The 14,246-nt window shown below is 62.7% G+C and carries 16 protein-coding genes; 10 read left to right on the top strand and 6 right to left on the bottom strand.

Features of this window, described 5'->3' with window-relative positions; all coding sequences use genetic code 11:
* The first annotated feature begins 14 nt into the window (after window positions 1–14).
* Genes G3N94_RS10755 through G3N94_RS10730 form a run of 6 tightly spaced genes read left to right on the top strand, consistent with a single transcriptional unit; the run spans window position 15 to window position 5,755 of the window.
* Window positions 15–212 carry a hypothetical protein gene (locus G3N94_RS10755; protein ID WP_205792365.1) on the top strand — a complete coding sequence of 66 codons (198 nt, stop codon included), beginning with the start codon at window positions 15–17 and terminating at the stop codon, window positions 210–212.
* Complete coding sequence (locus G3N94_RS10750; protein WP_205792364.1) at window positions 209–1,660, top strand: amidase; 1,452 nt, start codon at window positions 209–211, stop codon at window positions 1,658–1,660. The genes G3N94_RS10755 and G3N94_RS10750 overlap by 4 nt, the downstream gene beginning before the upstream one ends.
* On the top strand, window positions 1,657–2,817 hold the full coding sequence (locus tag G3N94_RS10745; protein WP_205792363.1) for a transporter substrate-binding domain-containing protein: 1,161 nt from the start codon (window positions 1,657–1,659) through the stop codon (window positions 2,815–2,817). The genes G3N94_RS10750 and G3N94_RS10745 overlap by 4 nt, the downstream gene beginning before the upstream one ends.
* A 26-nt stretch (window positions 2,818–2,843) precedes the next feature.
* Entirely contained in the window at window positions 2,844–3,452 is a 609-nt protein-coding gene (locus G3N94_RS10740; RefSeq protein ID WP_205792362.1) for an ANTAR domain-containing protein, read from the top strand.
* On the top strand, window positions 3,445–4,644 hold the full coding sequence (locus G3N94_RS10735) for an amidase (protein ID WP_205792361.1): 1,200 nt from the start codon (window positions 3,445–3,447) through the stop codon (window positions 4,642–4,644). The genes G3N94_RS10740 and G3N94_RS10735 overlap by 8 nt, the downstream gene beginning before the upstream one ends.
* 1 nt (window position 4,645) lies before the next feature.
* Window positions 4,646–5,755, top strand: coding sequence for an alpha/beta fold hydrolase (locus tag G3N94_RS10730; protein WP_241021747.1), 1,110 nt, complete (start codon window positions 4,646–4,648; stop codon window positions 5,753–5,755).
* A 196-nt stretch (window positions 5,756–5,951) separates the two neighbouring features.
* Here the strand turns inward: G3N94_RS10730 and G3N94_RS10725 are convergent, their stop codons facing one another.
* Both G3N94_RS10725 and G3N94_RS10720 read right to left on the bottom strand, forming a co-directional pair.
* Window positions 5,952–6,512, bottom strand: a complete 561-nt coding sequence (locus tag G3N94_RS10725; protein WP_205792360.1) for a hypothetical protein — start codon at window positions 6,510–6,512, stop codon at window positions 5,952–5,954.
* Window positions 6,513–6,518: 6 nt separating this feature from the next.
* Window positions 6,519–7,490 (bottom strand): hypothetical protein, encoded by a 972-nt coding sequence (locus G3N94_RS10720; RefSeq protein ID WP_205792359.1) that lies wholly within the window; start codon window positions 7,488–7,490, stop codon window positions 6,519–6,521.
* Between the two features lie 401 nt (window positions 7,491–7,891).
* On the opposite strand from G3N94_RS10720, the gene G3N94_RS10715 reads away from it, so the two are divergent.
* Window positions 7,892–8,137 carry a hypothetical protein gene (locus tag G3N94_RS10715; protein WP_205792358.1) on the top strand — a complete coding sequence of 82 codons (246 nt, stop codon included), beginning with the start codon at window positions 7,892–7,894 and terminating at the stop codon, window positions 8,135–8,137.
* 36 nt (window positions 8,138–8,173) lie between these two features.
* Here the strand turns inward: G3N94_RS10715 and G3N94_RS10710 are convergent, their stop codons facing one another.
* The 3 genes from G3N94_RS10710 to G3N94_RS10700 form a co-directional block, all read right to left on the bottom strand.
* A complete protein-coding gene (locus tag G3N94_RS10710; RefSeq protein ID WP_205792357.1) occupies window positions 8,174–8,659 on the bottom strand; it encodes a VUT family protein in 486 nt (161 codons plus the stop codon).
* Window positions 8,660–8,811: 152 nt separating this feature from the next.
* Window positions 8,812–10,155, bottom strand: a complete 1,344-nt coding sequence (locus G3N94_RS10705) for an ATP-binding protein (protein WP_205792356.1) — start codon at window positions 10,153–10,155, stop codon at window positions 8,812–8,814.
* Window positions 10,156–10,881 carry a response regulator gene (locus G3N94_RS10700; protein WP_205792355.1) on the bottom strand — a complete coding sequence of 242 codons (726 nt, stop codon included), beginning with the start codon at window positions 10,879–10,881 and terminating at the stop codon, window positions 10,156–10,158.
* A gap of 244 nt (window positions 10,882–11,125) precedes the next feature.
* Here G3N94_RS10700 and G3N94_RS10695 point away from each other — a divergent pair, with 244 nt between their 5' ends.
* Window positions 11,126–11,872 (top strand): MipA/OmpV family protein, encoded by a 747-nt coding sequence (locus G3N94_RS10695; protein ID WP_205792354.1) that lies wholly within the window; start codon window positions 11,126–11,128, stop codon window positions 11,870–11,872.
* Between the two features lie 132 nt (window positions 11,873–12,004).
* Here G3N94_RS10695 and G3N94_RS10690 read toward each other — a convergent pair whose 3' ends face one another.
* Window positions 12,005–13,243 carry a transglycosylase SLT domain-containing protein gene (locus G3N94_RS10690; RefSeq protein ID WP_205792353.1) on the bottom strand — a complete coding sequence of 413 codons (1,239 nt, stop codon included), beginning with the start codon at window positions 13,241–13,243 and terminating at the stop codon, window positions 12,005–12,007.
* 208 nt (window positions 13,244–13,451) lie between these two features.
* Between G3N94_RS10690 and G3N94_RS10685 the strand changes: the two genes are divergently transcribed.
* Both G3N94_RS10685 and G3N94_RS10680 read left to right on the top strand, forming a co-directional pair.
* Window positions 13,452–13,961 carry a sigma-70 family RNA polymerase sigma factor gene (locus tag G3N94_RS10685; RefSeq protein WP_205792352.1) on the top strand — a complete coding sequence of 170 codons (510 nt, stop codon included), beginning with the start codon at window positions 13,452–13,454 and terminating at the stop codon, window positions 13,959–13,961.
* 3 nt (window positions 13,962–13,964) lie between these two features.
* Window positions 13,965–14,246: DUF4880 domain-containing protein (locus tag G3N94_RS10680; RefSeq protein ID WP_205792351.1), on the top strand; the 282-nt coding region annotated here is incomplete at its 3' end.

Below are 14,246 nucleotides of genomic sequence, written 5' to 3'. Positions count from 1 at the left end.
CCTGGATATAGACGATGCGTGATATTCCACAGCCTGATTTGATATGCGAAACCGGAGTGCAAGCACAGGACGAGGCATTGCGTTTCCAGATCGCAGTGGTTACAGATGAGCTCGAGACGGGCATCGCGAGTCTGCCTGATGTCGGTGGCCGCGAGCCAGCATTGGTCTTTTGGCCATTGGAAGAAGAACGCGTATTGGAGTTCAACCTATGAAAACTTCCCCATTGGGTGTTTCGAGTGCCGGCACGATTGCGCACGCAATCCGTACGGGAGAAATTCGTGCGGAGGAGGTCATGCAGGCCAGCATGAATGCATTGGTGCGCCTGAATGGTGGCGTGAATGCATTTGTTGCCCATGATCGTGATGCTGCGTTGGAGTCCGCACGGCTTGTTGATGTTGCGCTGCGCGAGGGACAGAACCTGGGCGAGTTGGCTGGTGTACCCGTTGCCGTCAAGGACAATTGTTTGACGACGGACTTCCCGAGTACTGCTGGCTCGAACGTGCGTGGAACGGAGCGCGCAGCGCAAGATGCAACGGTGGTCTCTCGCTTGCGCGCAGCGGGGGCAATTATCGTTGGCAAAACCAATATGCACGAATGGGCCTATGGCGCCACCAACACCGAGTCACGCTACGGACCGAGCCTCAATCCGTGGGACAGGGAGCGAATCTCCGGGGGCTCGAGTGGCGGCTCGGCTGCCGCCGTGTCTGCCGGCATCGTACCGGTGGCAATCGGCACGGATACCGGCGGCTCCGTGCGCATCCCGGCGGCAGCCTGCGGGGTCAGCGGACTCAAGCCGACGCACGGTCTCGCAAGCCGGCATGGTGTTCTGCCGCTTGCCTGGTCGTTCGACTGCGTGGGTCCCATCGCCCGCTGGGCCAGTGATCTCCATTTGTTGTTACGCATCATGTCCGGTGTCGACTCGAAGGACCCGACAACGGCCCAAACGCATCGAACATACCAGGGCGCGCGGAGGCTCGGCTCGCTGAAAGGGATTCGCATCGGCGTCCTGAGCGGGCCCGGGTTCGAATCGAGCGTGGGTGTTCAGCGTCGAATCGACGACGCCATCTCGATGCTCGCCGGGGACGGGGCCACGATCCATCCGACGCACATGCCCGACCTCGGGCACGGATTTTCTGCCTGGAAGATCATCATGCATGCGGAGGCAACTGCATGGCATCGGCGGACGCTCGATACGTCGCCTGAAGGCTATTCGGTTGCGGTGCGTAGCCGCCTGGAGGCGGGGCGCTCGATCAGCGCCATCGACTACCTGCATGCACAGCAGTACCGCGCGGCGTTCATCGAACAGTGCCGCACCGCACTCGGTGCCTGTGACGCGTGGGTACTGCCAACGCTGCCGGTTGTGGCGCCAACGATCGACGAAGTGGAGGTGAATGTCGGGGGAATTCCCATTAGCGTGCAGGATGCGATGACGCGACTGCCGTGGCTTGCGAACTTCACCGGCATGCCGTGCGTTAGCCTGCCATGCGGCTTCGGCGAGGACGGGATGCCGGTCGGGATGTCGGTGCTCGGGGCGGCGGGCAGCGACTTTCGGCTTCTGGATATCGGCATGCGCTTTCAGGAGCTCAGCAATTGGCACATACATTGCCCCCCGGTTACCGGAAATAGCGCGGACCTGGCCATGCCAGGAGTTGACAGATGATTGACACTCCTCATATTCACCGTGAAGACCCGACCTCGCGCGGGGACAGTATTCCGATTGGCGTGCTGTTCGCGCAAAGCGGCCACATGGCGGTCACGGAGCAGGCCATGCTGCGCGGCACCTTGATTGCGGTCGACGAGATCAACCAGACTGGCGGAATCGATGGACAACTGCTGATTCCGCATATCGAGGCACCGGTCGACGACCATGCGAGTTATCGGGATCTGGCGCAGAAGCTGGTTGTACATGACCACGTTTGCGCGATCTTCGGTTGCTGCTCGTCGGCCAGCCGCAAAGCGGTATTGCCTGTGGTCGAGAGGCACGACGTCGTGTTGTTCTATCCATCCGTATATGAGGGATTCGAGTACTCGCCGAACATCATCTACGGTGGACCGACGCCAAGCCAAACCGTTATCCCGCTGTTGAAGTACCTGTTCAATGCGTGCGGGCGAAAGGTGTTCATGGTCGGATCGAACTACCTGTTCGCGCATGAAATCAACCGCATCACCAAGGAGTTCCTCGAGGAGAGCGATGCCACCGTCGCGGGTGAGTTGTATCTCGAGTTCTCGCCGGGTTCTTCTCAAGTCCAGGCCGCAGCAGAGAAGATCGCCATGGCAAAAGCGGACGTCGTTCTTTCGACAGTCGTCGGAGAAGATACCGCTGTTCTGCTGAATGCATGTGACGCACGGAGCTTGCGCGCAAGCAGGACGCCGATCGTGACATTGACGGCTGGGGAAGGCGAACTCGCGCGGGCTGAGCCCGGCGCGCGCGAGGGGATTCTGACGGCCGCTCCGTATTTCCCACGCATAGACTCCGTCGCCAATCGAGCATTCGTCGAGCGCTACCAGCGGCGCTATGGCTCTACGTCGTGGCCGTCCATGTATGCGGCATGCGCTTACGCCCAGGTGCATCTGTTCGCGCAAGCCGTGCGTCGTGCCGGCACGACTGAATCGCCGAGCGTGCTCGCCGCGCTAAGCGGCGCGAGACTGGATGCGCCATATGGGGAGATTGTCGTTGACCCTGAGAACAACCACGTTTCGCTGCGGCCACGCATCGGTCGGGCACGAGGCGACGCCAGTTTCGACATCATCTGGGAATCGCCGTCCATCGTGCAGCCAGATCCCTATCTGGTCAGCTACAACCGACAGGTTCGCTGACATCTTGCCGCAGTCGGAGTCATTCAATGTCCTGGGATCCCCCTTCTTATCGGTCACTCGCGCGGGCGTTCGTGGTTGTAATCCATCCCGATGACGATGATTGTGCTGCGCTCTGCAAGCAACTGCTACGGATCGGTTGCAGAGTCAGCACGATGTGGCCACCCCCGCCAGTGTTGCCTGCGCGGGCGGATGTTGTGTTCTATCTTGAAGACCCTGCTGGCGCGCACCGTCATCGCTGGCTCGTCGAGCCTTGCACAGCCGTGCGGATCGCGGTGATTGCCTATGAGAACCCCGTCGTGCTCGATGCCATTGCGGCGTCCAACGCGCATGCAGTCGTAACCAAGCCTATCCGCACGTTCGGCATTCTGGCGAGTGTGTTTGTTGCACGCACGCTTGCGCGGTATGAGGAGAAGTTGCTCGCGCGGATCGCGAAGCTCGATGACACGCTGAAGGCCAGGCGCATCGTCGAGCGGGCTACGCGCGTGTTGTCAGCGCGACTCGATCTGACAGAGGAGGCCGCATACGCAGCCATGCGCGCCGAGGCAATGTCACGACAGATGTCGATCTCGGCAATGGCGGAGTCAATCCTCAATACCGAGAATTTGCTCGGGAAAATGGAAAGAACGAATGACTGACATGTACGACCATTTTGGATTCGACAAAAACCCCCGCGTGGTCTCTCCGACCGGGGGCGGTCCATTGCAGGGGCTCCGGATAGCAGTCAAGGATGTGATCGACATTGCCGGTCATGTCAGTGGTGCGGGAAACCCGGACTTCGCGCGCGATGCCAGGCCAGCCGAAACGCATGCTGGCGTGGTGACCAGATTGCTCGATTCAGGCTCGGTGATCGCCGGAAAGACCTTGTGCGATGAGCTGGCGTTCTCGTTGATGGGACGCAACATTCATTACGGCACGCCATTGAACACACAGGCTCCCGATCGCCTTCCGGGTGGCTCGTCAAGCGGCTCAGCGGCCGTCGTTGCTGCCGGCCTGGTCGATGCGGCACTAGGGACCGACACGTCCGGCTCGGTGCGTGTGCCGGCATCCTATTGCGGTTTATTCGGCATGCGACCGACGTGGGGGGGAATAGACACGTCTGGCATCGTTCCGCTTGCGCGGAGCTTTGATACGGTCGGATGGTTCGCGCGCGACCCTGAAGTGCTTATGCGCTTGGGAAAAGTCCTGTTGCCCCTTGCATTGCAGCGCACACATGTCGGTAATGGACGTCATCGGCTTCTGATCGCGCGCGACGCCTTCGATCTGCTGCCTCCTGATATTGCCGCGTCGTTGACGCCGGCTGTCGAGATGGTACGCAGCGTGTTCGTCGATCAGGCCGAGACGCGCTTGGCGGAGGAGGGGTTAGATGCGTGGGCAGACATGTACCGCGTTGCGCAGGCGCGTGAGGTATGGGACGCGCATGGGCAGTGGTACCTGGAGGCGAAGCCATCCATCGACCCGGAAATCGAGGCACGCCTGCAAGCCTGCCAAAAAATTGCCAACCAATGGTCCCGACACGACGAGAGCAATTTGTCGGCAGCACGCCGGCGAATCGCAACATCGATCTCGAACACGACCTTCCTGTGCGTCCCTAGTACACCGGGGATTGCACCGCTTCGCACGGCTCGCGATGAGGAACTTGTCCTCGAGCGTGCGCGGATACTTGCACTGACATGCATCGCATCGCTGGGTGGGTTACCTCAGGTGAGCTTGCCCCTTGCCCGTCATGCAGGTTGCCCGATCGGGATTTCGCTGATCGGGCCCCGCGGTAGCGATCTCGATTTGCTTGCACTTGCCGCGTGCGTGCACGAGCGGATCGGTGCAGTGTGAGTTGCATTCACTGGCCGGCGACCGACCACCACGAATTTCTCGTGCTCTATTTTTCGCAACCTTTTCTTCGACATTTTTCGAAATGCACCCCACTCCCTATCAGATCTTCGATTTAGGTGAATTCAAACTCCAGCGCGGTGGAGTACTGCCCAATGCCAAGCTGGCCTATGTGACCTATGGGACTTTGAACGCGACACGCGATAACGCAATCATTGCGCCGGTATGGTTCGCCGGCACTCACGACATGAATAGCTGGTTGATCGGCCCGGGCGAACCGCTTGATCCTGCACGATACTTCATCATCGTGCCGAACATGTTCGGCAATGGACTGTCTTCCTCGCCAAGCAATACACCCGCTCCGTTCAACGGGCCGTGCTTTCCCGCGGTGACGATGCTGGACAATGTCCGCGCGCAGCATCAACTTGTGGTCGAGCATCTTGGCGTTCAGGAGATACAACTCGTGACGGGCTCATCAATGGGAGCGATGCAGGCGTTCCATTGGGCTGCTTACTATCCAGAACGGGTCCGGCGCGTTGCGCCGTACTGCGGCGCTGCCCGGTGTTCCAGGCATAACCAGGTTTTCATTGAGGGCGTGCGTGCGAGTCTCACCGCCGATGCCGCCTTCTCTCAGGGGTGGTATACGGCGCCTCCGGAACGGGGGCTGCGTGCGATGGGGCGCGTCTATGCGGGATGGGCCATGTCCCAGGCGTTCTACCGCGAGCAACTCGATATCCGGAGCTTGGGCTTTTCGTCGCTTGAGGACTTCATCGTGGGGTTCTGGGAAGGGGCGTTTCTTGGCGTCGATGCCAATGACCTGCTGTCAATGCTCTGGACGTGGCAGAACGGAGACATTAGCGACAACGAGCGTTATCGCGGCGATTTTACGAAGGCATTGGCATCGATTCGCGCCGAGTCGTACGTGATGCCTTCGCGGACGGATCTGTACTTTCCGCCGGAAGATTCCGAGATCGAGGTGACACACATGCCGAATGCAAGCTTGCGCGTTATTCCGTCACTTTGGGGGCATCTGGCAGGAGGGCCCGGCGTCAATCCTGACGATGCGTCGTTCATCAAGCGAAATCTGATCGAGCTGTTACAAAACGGGAATTGACGGCGATGGGCGTCGGCGGCGCGATTTGCACTGTGACCTGAACGGCAAGAGCGTTTCATTGACACTCGAGCGACAGCAAAGTCAGTGTCACAAACGAAGAGCGGGCCCGCTGGCCCGCTTTCATCACTTCCTGTCCCAACGATGGTCCAGGTGTCATTACCTCGGGCAGTTTTGGCACAACGACAGCCATCGTTCCTCATGGCTTGGGCGTATCGGGCGGAACAATGCCATCCGGCGCCGGCGGGTTGCCGATATAACGTCCACATGCAGGATACGTCGTCGTGCCGTTCGGGTGGTCGACATACGGCAAGAAGGCTCGATGACCATGGGGGCGCTGTTGAACGCAGAAGGTGCCTACGAATCGGCTGCCTGTTTGCTGACCACCCCGTCCAGCCTGACTGAAGGCAAATCCGTAGGTGTTTCCCACTTTCAGAGGCTTTGATCCGCCAATGTCCCGGTAGCCCGTCAAGACCTGGCGGTAGGTGATGCACTCGCCTGGATGCACGATAAAGGGCGGGGAGCCGGGTATGTGCTCGATAGCCCATTCTTTCGGCGGCCAGCTGGAAGCGATCTCTGCCACGGCGGCGGCCTGCAGCGCAATGCTGGCACCTGCATCTTTCGGCAAGCAGGCGGCCGGCACGTCACCTGTCTGCTTGATGTCCAGCGCGGAGGGCCATATGGGCGTTTCCGCCCGCCCAACAATGGCGCAACCCATAAAAAGGCAGCTCGCGACAAGGGAATGAATGGTCGTATGCACCGTTGGCTATCTCGGAAGATGGTTCTTGTCGCGGGGATTCACGAAGGGCGTCATCACCTTGTGTAGCAGTTCGGGACTCATCGCGCGGTTGTGCGCAGGCTGCGGTCGTTCAAGTATGCATATCATGTAGTAGTCCGACATGATGTCTCCTTGCTGCTCCATATTGAATTCGCTTAGTCTGCTTGTCGGTGTCAGGGTGTACGCATAGGCCGTTTTGCCTCGGCTCGTGACGGTCAACGCATTACGCTTGACGGCATAGCCCATCTGGTATTGCCAGACGTGCACCATTTCATGCATGAACAGCGCGCGTCCACCGTCGTCGGCGGTGGCGAAGTTGTCACGGTAGATGGCCGAGGGGAAGTACATTTCTCCGTTTGGCGTGACAGCGGTTGTGGAGTCCTGTTGTCCCATGAAAAGCCACCAGCCGCCATGGTGTACTTTGACCTTTCCGTAGTCGACTCCGTCGGCGAATACCGTGCGTGCCGCCGCTATTTCCTCGGCTGTGAGGCCGCGTTCTTTTCCCTCTGGCAATGGGACTTTCACTCTGGACGACCCCACATCGCTGCCATGCGTGGTCGCGATCGACCGGTCTTGGCTGTCGATATAGATCCTGTCGGTGGAGAGATAGCCGCCGTCACCCAGCAACACGCTGTAAGGCAGGTGGGCTCCGGGCTCATTGTTTTTGCCCAGCAACCATAGCTGCTCATCAAACAGCGACGCCGTCGAGTCTTCGTCGTTCCTCGTCGGCACTGTCAGTGCACGACAAGTCTTGCAGTCCGGATTTCCACATCCTGCCATGGCGAAATCGTCCTTTACGATGGGCTCTAACTCGACGTTGTACCCGGATCGATGGACGATCGCCATCAGACGAGTCAGATTCTTCAGTCGAAAATTCTGGTGTCTTCGGCGTCCGCTGTCGGTAGCTGGTGAAGCGGCAACACATTTCGTGGAGGCGATCGATGTGACGAGTCGTATCATCCCGCGCAAGTCGGGGAGCCGAATCTCGCAAATCGACCGCTTTCCGAGGAGCGGTAACACGTCATTCTTGAAGATGCGCGGGATCAATATCAGATATTGACCAAAACTTGATTGTTCCGGCGTCCTTGGCCAAGCGGCTCCGCGCAAGGTGCGCGTACTTCCGTGTTGTCGCGGTGGTTTCCCATTCGCATGGCCGCCTATGAACGTACCCGGAGGAGTGGCGATCCCGCCACGCCTGTTCTATGCTGGAGCAGTTCACACGTCCCGGTTACCCAATGGTGTATCACCGGAGTACCGCCCGCCGGGTCAAAGCTCGTCGCCGGATCGACACCGCCTTGAGCACATAGGCAATCGCCCACGTGCCGATCCGGGGTTGGTCGTCATTCAATGCGGAGGCTGATATGTCGGAGCGCGCAGTTGTCGACGAGAATGGCTATCTATGTTTCTGCGAGGCCTATGAAGAACCACCGAGCGTGTGGCGTGCGTTCGTACGGTTCGAGCGCAAAAGCGACCACGCGGCGATGAAAGCGCACATCCCCGGAATGACGCACAAGATCGAGGACAAGTTTGCGACCCATCATGAAGCAATGGGCGCCGCGAAAGCCTATGCCAGACACAAGGCGTCTCAAGATGAAACGGGTTTGTAGACGTTGGTTCTCGCCAGCGCGGACTCGCGGAATCAATCAAGCCGTTCGCGTGTTGCGAAACACGACCCATGACCACAGCGCCCCGCCGGCGACTTTGGCGACAAACTGCAGTGCCGCGATGACCGGGAACACGGTGCCGAATGCAATCAGCGGGAAAACGATCGAGTCGACAGCCGCACCAGCAACATTCGCGCCGTTCGCGCGAGTCAAGATCGGGTAGTGACGCGCGGTTTGAAACACGATCGCGCTGGCAACGGCCGCCGCGCTGAATGCCACGAGCGACGCCAGCGAAATGGCTTTGGAAGCCGGGTTCAGCGCATAGCTGACAAATCCTGCTGCCAGGATCAGGCCGAACATGCGAGTCCACAGCGCACGGCCGCGCCAACTCAGATGCAATCGATCACGGATGGCGAGATCGAGCCCGATCAGCAGGAAGGCGACGATCGGGGTAACGGCCGGGCCAAAACGGGCAACGGTCAGGTTGGCCGCAGCGACCACTGCGATGTAGATCAATACGTACATGGTTCCTCGGCGGTGAAGAGTCCGCGTTGCGTCGGTGTGGGACAGGAGTTTATCGATTCCTTCCCGGCTTGGTGCGCCATTCGCCACGGGTGGCACGCGACGTCGCGTGCGGAACTCGCACTGTACTTGCGCAATCTCGAGGACAGCGCCTTTTACTGCACCGCGCGACAGTCACCGGCACCGGCACAGTCACCAGCGCCGTCCGGCAACCTCCGCACCGGAAACGACATCACGAACCGCGCACCGCCGAGCGGCGAATCCTCGAGCCGCACGTCGCCGCCATGCACGAGCGCCACGCGTCGCACGATCGCGAGCCCGAGCCCGAACCCGCCCGTCTGCCGGTCGCGGCTCGAATCGAGCCGCTGGAACGGCTCGAACACGCGCTGCCGATCGGCCAGCGGAATGCCGGGGCCGTCGTCGTCGACGGTCAGCACGAGCGTGCCGTCGTTCCCGGCGGCCGCGACCAGCGATACCTTGCTGGCGGCATAACGCGCGCCGTTGCGAATCAGGTTCAGCAACGCGCGCGCGACGAGCTTCGGATCGCAGACGTGCGTGTCGGGGGCGCCGAGCGTCGACACGTCGAGCGTGAGCCCCTGGTCGGCGACGTCGTTCGCGACATTGCCGGCGACACTGTCGACCAGCTCGCCGATCACGACCTGCATCGGCGCGAGCTGACTTTCGCCCTGTTCGAGCCGGCCGATCGTCAGCAGCTCGGTGACGAGTTCGTCGAGCTCGCGCACGTCGCGGCGCAGCGCGTCGCGGCGCGCGCGCATCCGCTCGGTCTCGTCGGGCGCGGCTAGCAGCGCGAGCCCGAATTCGAGCCGGGCGAGCGGCGTCTTCAGTTCGTGGGAGATCCCGTGCATCATCTCGCGCTGCTGCTGGATCGACGCTTCGATCCGCTGCGCCATGTCGTTGAACTGCTGCGACAGCTCGTAGATGTTCGACTTGCTCGACAGCTGCACGCGTGTCGCCAGCCTGCCCGAGCCGAATGCGCGCGCGGCGGCCTGCAGCTTGCGCAGGTCGCGCCAGTGGTAGTGCACCCAGAACACGACCGCGAACAGCGTCGCGATCGCGAGCACGAGGTACGCGTAGATCCGGATGTCGAGATCGGGTGGCTCGATCGGGCGCGCGTGCAGCACGGACCCGTCCGAGAGCGGCATGTAGTAATCCCTCGCGTTGTAGCTGATCGCGATCTTGCCGGCATCGAGGTCGCGTAGCGGCGCTCCGCTCAGTTGCGCGCGCGCGTCGCCCATCGACATGAAGCTGAATTGCTCGTTGCCGTGCAGCGCGAGGTCGCGCAGCGCAAGCGTGCGCTGCGCACCCGGATGGCGTTCGAGGTAATCGCTGAGCACGAACGCGTAAGTCGTGAGCGAATCGCGCTGCGCATTCGCGACCCGATCGTAGAAGATCCGGTCGAACGACAGCTGGATGAACGCGATCGACGCGGCGACGCACACGAGCACGATGAGATACAGCCTGAGCAGCGGGCGCAGCATTTATTCGTCCCACGCGGAAGGGCTGAACAGGTAGCCGCGGCCCCAGATCGTCTTGATCTTGTGCGGCTCCGATGACGCGTCCTCGAAGCGGCGGCGCAGCTTCGAGATCCCGGAATCGACCGAGCGGTCGAGCCCGTCGAACTCGATGCCGCGCAACTGCTTCAGGATGTCGTCGCGGCTCAGCACGGTGCCGGCGGCGCGCGCGAGTATCAGCAGCAGGTTGAATTCGGCGGTCTTCAGGTCGACAGGATCGCCACGCCACGTGACTGTGCGGTTCGGCGGCGAGATCGCCAGTTCGCCGAACACGAGCGTTTCCGGCCCGGCGGCGTTGCTGACCGCGTTCGCCGGCTGCGCGCGACGCAGCAGCGCGCGGGCGCGCGCAACCAGCACGCGCGGCTCGATCGGCTTCGTCACGTAATCGTCGGCGCCCGTCTCGAGGCCGGCAACCTGGTCGTACACGTCGGCGCGCGCGGTCATGATCAGGACCGGCACGTTCGAGAACGCGCGGATCCGCCGGCACACTTCCATGCCGTCGAGATTCGGCAGCATCAGGTCAAGTATCACGAGCGCCGGCTGGTGCTCGCGCACGGCCGCGACCGCGAGGTCGCCGCGCCGCACGACCGTCACCGCGAATTCGTAGCCGTCGAGATATTCGCGGACCAGCTGCGCGAGTCGGTCGTCGTCCTCGATCAGCAGGACGCGGTACTTGAGCGGGTCTTCGTTCATTGGTCTCCTCGGAATGCATCCCCCCGCACGTGGCTAGCCGGACGTGACGTCGGAGCACGGGCATTCTATCCGGCATGCCGGCGGCCGATACGCCGTCACGACAATCGCCAACAATCGAACACAATTGTGCACAGATTCTCGTCAGTTTCCGGACAGTTTCGGCGCGCGCGGGCTCCTAGACTTCGGACTCCCGGACTCTTGACCCAACATTGTGTGCCCGACTCTTCGCCGCTATCGCTATTGCATGCCGCTCGCCGGCCTGACCCTTGCCGCTGCCGCCCATGCGGAAAACCAATACACGCTGTCGCTCGGCGGTGGCTTCGCGCCACGCTATCAAGGCAGCAACCAGTATCGCGGTGTCGTTGCGCCGTCGTTCTCGGCGATGTTCGGCAACGGCTTCTTCATCAACGGAACGGACGGCGCAGGCTATCGGCTGGATCTGCCGCACGACGTGTTCGTGTCGGCGGCGGTGGACTACGACCCGGGCCGCGCGGACGAGAACCGCTTCGATCTGCCCGGCTCGGATCACCTGAAAGGGATGGGCCGGATTCCCGGTTCGGTGCTCGTCGGCGTGCGCGCCGGGATGAAGATCTACGGCGATGCGGCGCTGAGCGTCGCGCTCGACGTGCCGGTCACGCACACGTCGCGCGGGCTGTCCGGGCATGTCGATCTGGCGGTGCCGGTGTTCAGGACCGCGAAAAGCGAGATCGTCGTGACGGGCAGCGTGCATGCGGGCTCCGGACGCTACATGCAGACCTTTTACGGCGTGACGGACGCGCAGGCCGCGACGAGCCGGTTCCGGCCGTATTCGACCGGCGGCGGGATCGACAGCGTGTCGATGTCGGTCGCGTGGACACGGGCCGTGTCGGAGCACTGGTCGATCCTCGCGACGGCGGGCGTGACGCGGCTGCTCGGGCGGTACGGCAGCAGTCCGATCGTGCAGTCGCGAAGCAACTACTACGGGTTCGCGGGCGTGAGCTATCGGTTCTGACGGAGGAGGGCAACTGAACCGGAGCGTGGCGTTCTCGCGTGACGGAGGCGGACGGGGTGGGGCGCGGATGCCGCCGTGCGACGGTATCGCGCGATCTTCGAAGGCCAGTGTGGCGGAACGCGTGCGAGAGATCTACTTCGAGATATACCAGAGTGCGTCCGTGCTGACGCGCGCAGGCGTCGTCGTCGCGGCCGGTGCATGAGTTGGCACCTGGGTTGGCACCTGAGCTGGCACCGAGGGCGGCGTCGCGGAGGTCACGGCGGTCGGCCACGTGGCGCCCGGGTTCGACGGGGGCGCTGCGTTTGCCGTATTGGCGGTGTTCGCTGTGGACGCGGATCCCGACGTCGACGGCGTGTTCAGATACCAAAGCGCGTCGGTCGACGTCGTGCGCTTCGTCGCCGTATTTGCTACCGCCTCGGCGGATTTCTTCGAAGCGGGGAACGCAGCCGTCGCCGCCCCGGCCTGCGCAGTCGCGCCGGCCGCCCCCGCGCCGCCGCGTTGCGCGCGCGCCTCGAACGGCCCCAGCTGGAAGATTAACGTTTGCGCGGGACGCGTCAGCACGGCATACGGAAACTGCGGCTCCCACGACATCAGCACGCGACCGGAGGACGTTTCGGTGAAGATCGCCGGCACGTGCTTCATGTCGCTGAACTGCACGTAGATCCGCGCGCCGTCGTCGAACACCTGGGTCGGCTTGGCCTGGTCCGCACCCGTGACCGTCCACCCGAAGTTGTACGTGCCGGCCGGGCCGGCGGGCCCGCCGGGTGGCGGCGGTGGTGGCGCGGCGGGGGCGGCCGCGCGCGGGCGCGTGCCCTGCGGCGTCGCGACGTTCAGGCTCGCGAACGGGTTGTACGCCTGGACCTGTTGCGGCGGCGTGAAGGATGGGGGAAGGATAGGCATGGGAGTATCCGGCGAATCCGGCATGGTCCGGATTGCATCATAGACCTTGCGCGCATACGCGAGGCGCTTGTCGGGCGACGCGGAGTTGTACGCACCGATCGCATTCCAGTTGGGGCCGAGCTGGCGGATGTTCTGCGACAGGATCCACGCGCCGACATACGCGTTCGTGCACGCATCGAACAGGCTTTCCCGCGTGATGCCCTCGCGCGCGAGCGTCGGCAGCCACGTGCTGTTGATCTGCATCAGGCCGATGTCGACCGTGCCGTTGGTATTCGTGTTGACGGCGTTCGGATTCATCCCCGATTCGACTTGCGCGATGCCGCGCATCAGGCTGACGCTCACGTGCTGGAACGCGGCCGCGTCGTCGAGGCAGTCGGCCCGCGCAAGGCCGGAGAGTGCGGACGACATCGCGACAGTCGAGGCAATTTTCAGCGTTGCGGAGCTGATCGAACGGTAAGTCTGACGCGGCATGGCAGGTTGGGGCGATATCCGGGCGCCCGGTGCAAGGAAGTCACGCAAACGCGAAGTGTGCCATAGCGCGCAAACAAATGGCTCGCGTCAAACTTTCCTTTGCATTTCGCCGGCACGGCAGACAGGTTCCAGATCTGCTCATGCATTTGTATATAATAATCATTCTCATTTACAAATGTGATCACGCATCCGCGTCCGGAACCCGGCCATGTCCGCTGACAAGCTCCCTCTCTATCGCGAAATCGACTCGCTGTACATCGGCCATCACGCGTGGCTGCGAGGCTGGCTGAGCCGGAAGCTCGGCTGTGCGCACCGCGCGGCCGATCTCGCGCACGACACGTTCATGCGGCTGCTCGCGCGCGACGAACCGATCGGCGCGGCCGAGCCGCGCGCATTTCTGACGACGGTCGCCCAGCGCGTGCTGTACAACCACTGGCGCCGCGAGCAGCTCGAACGCGCGTATCTCGACGCGCTCGCGCTGCGTCCGGACGAACACGCGCCGTCGCCGGAAGAGCGGGCTGTCGTGCTCGAGACGCTGATCGAGATCGACCGGCTGCTCGACGGCCTGCCGCTCGCGGCCAAGCGCGCGTTCCTGCTGTCGCAGCTCGACGGGCTGACGCAGGCCGAGATCGCGGCCGAACTCGGCGTGTCGCTCGCGACGGTCAAGCGTCATCTCGTCAAGGCCGGCATGCAGTGCTTCTTCGCGATGGCGGCCTGACCGATGGCCACCTCGGGACAACCGGCCATTCCACCGCAGGTCGCGCAGCGCGCGGTCGAATGGTGGGTCGACCTGCAGGCCGGCGGCACGGGCGACGCGTTCACGGCCGAACTCGCGCACTGGCGCGCGGCCGATGCGAGCCACGATGCCGCATGGCGTCACATCGAAGCCGTGCACGGCAGGCTGAACCGGCTCGCCGCGAGCGTCGACACGCAGGCCGCGCGCGCGGCATTGCTGCCGCCGCGTTCGGGGCGGCGCCGCGCTGCCGCCAAGGCGCTCGCGGTG

The sequence above is a fragment of the Burkholderia sp. Ac-20353 genome (genome assembly GCF_017104785.1).
Classification (GTDB): domain Bacteria; phylum Pseudomonadota; class Gammaproteobacteria; order Burkholderiales; family Burkholderiaceae; genus Burkholderia.
The sequence above is the reverse complement of the archived record's forward strand: the minus strand, read 5'-3'. Positions and strand labels throughout refer to the sequence as shown.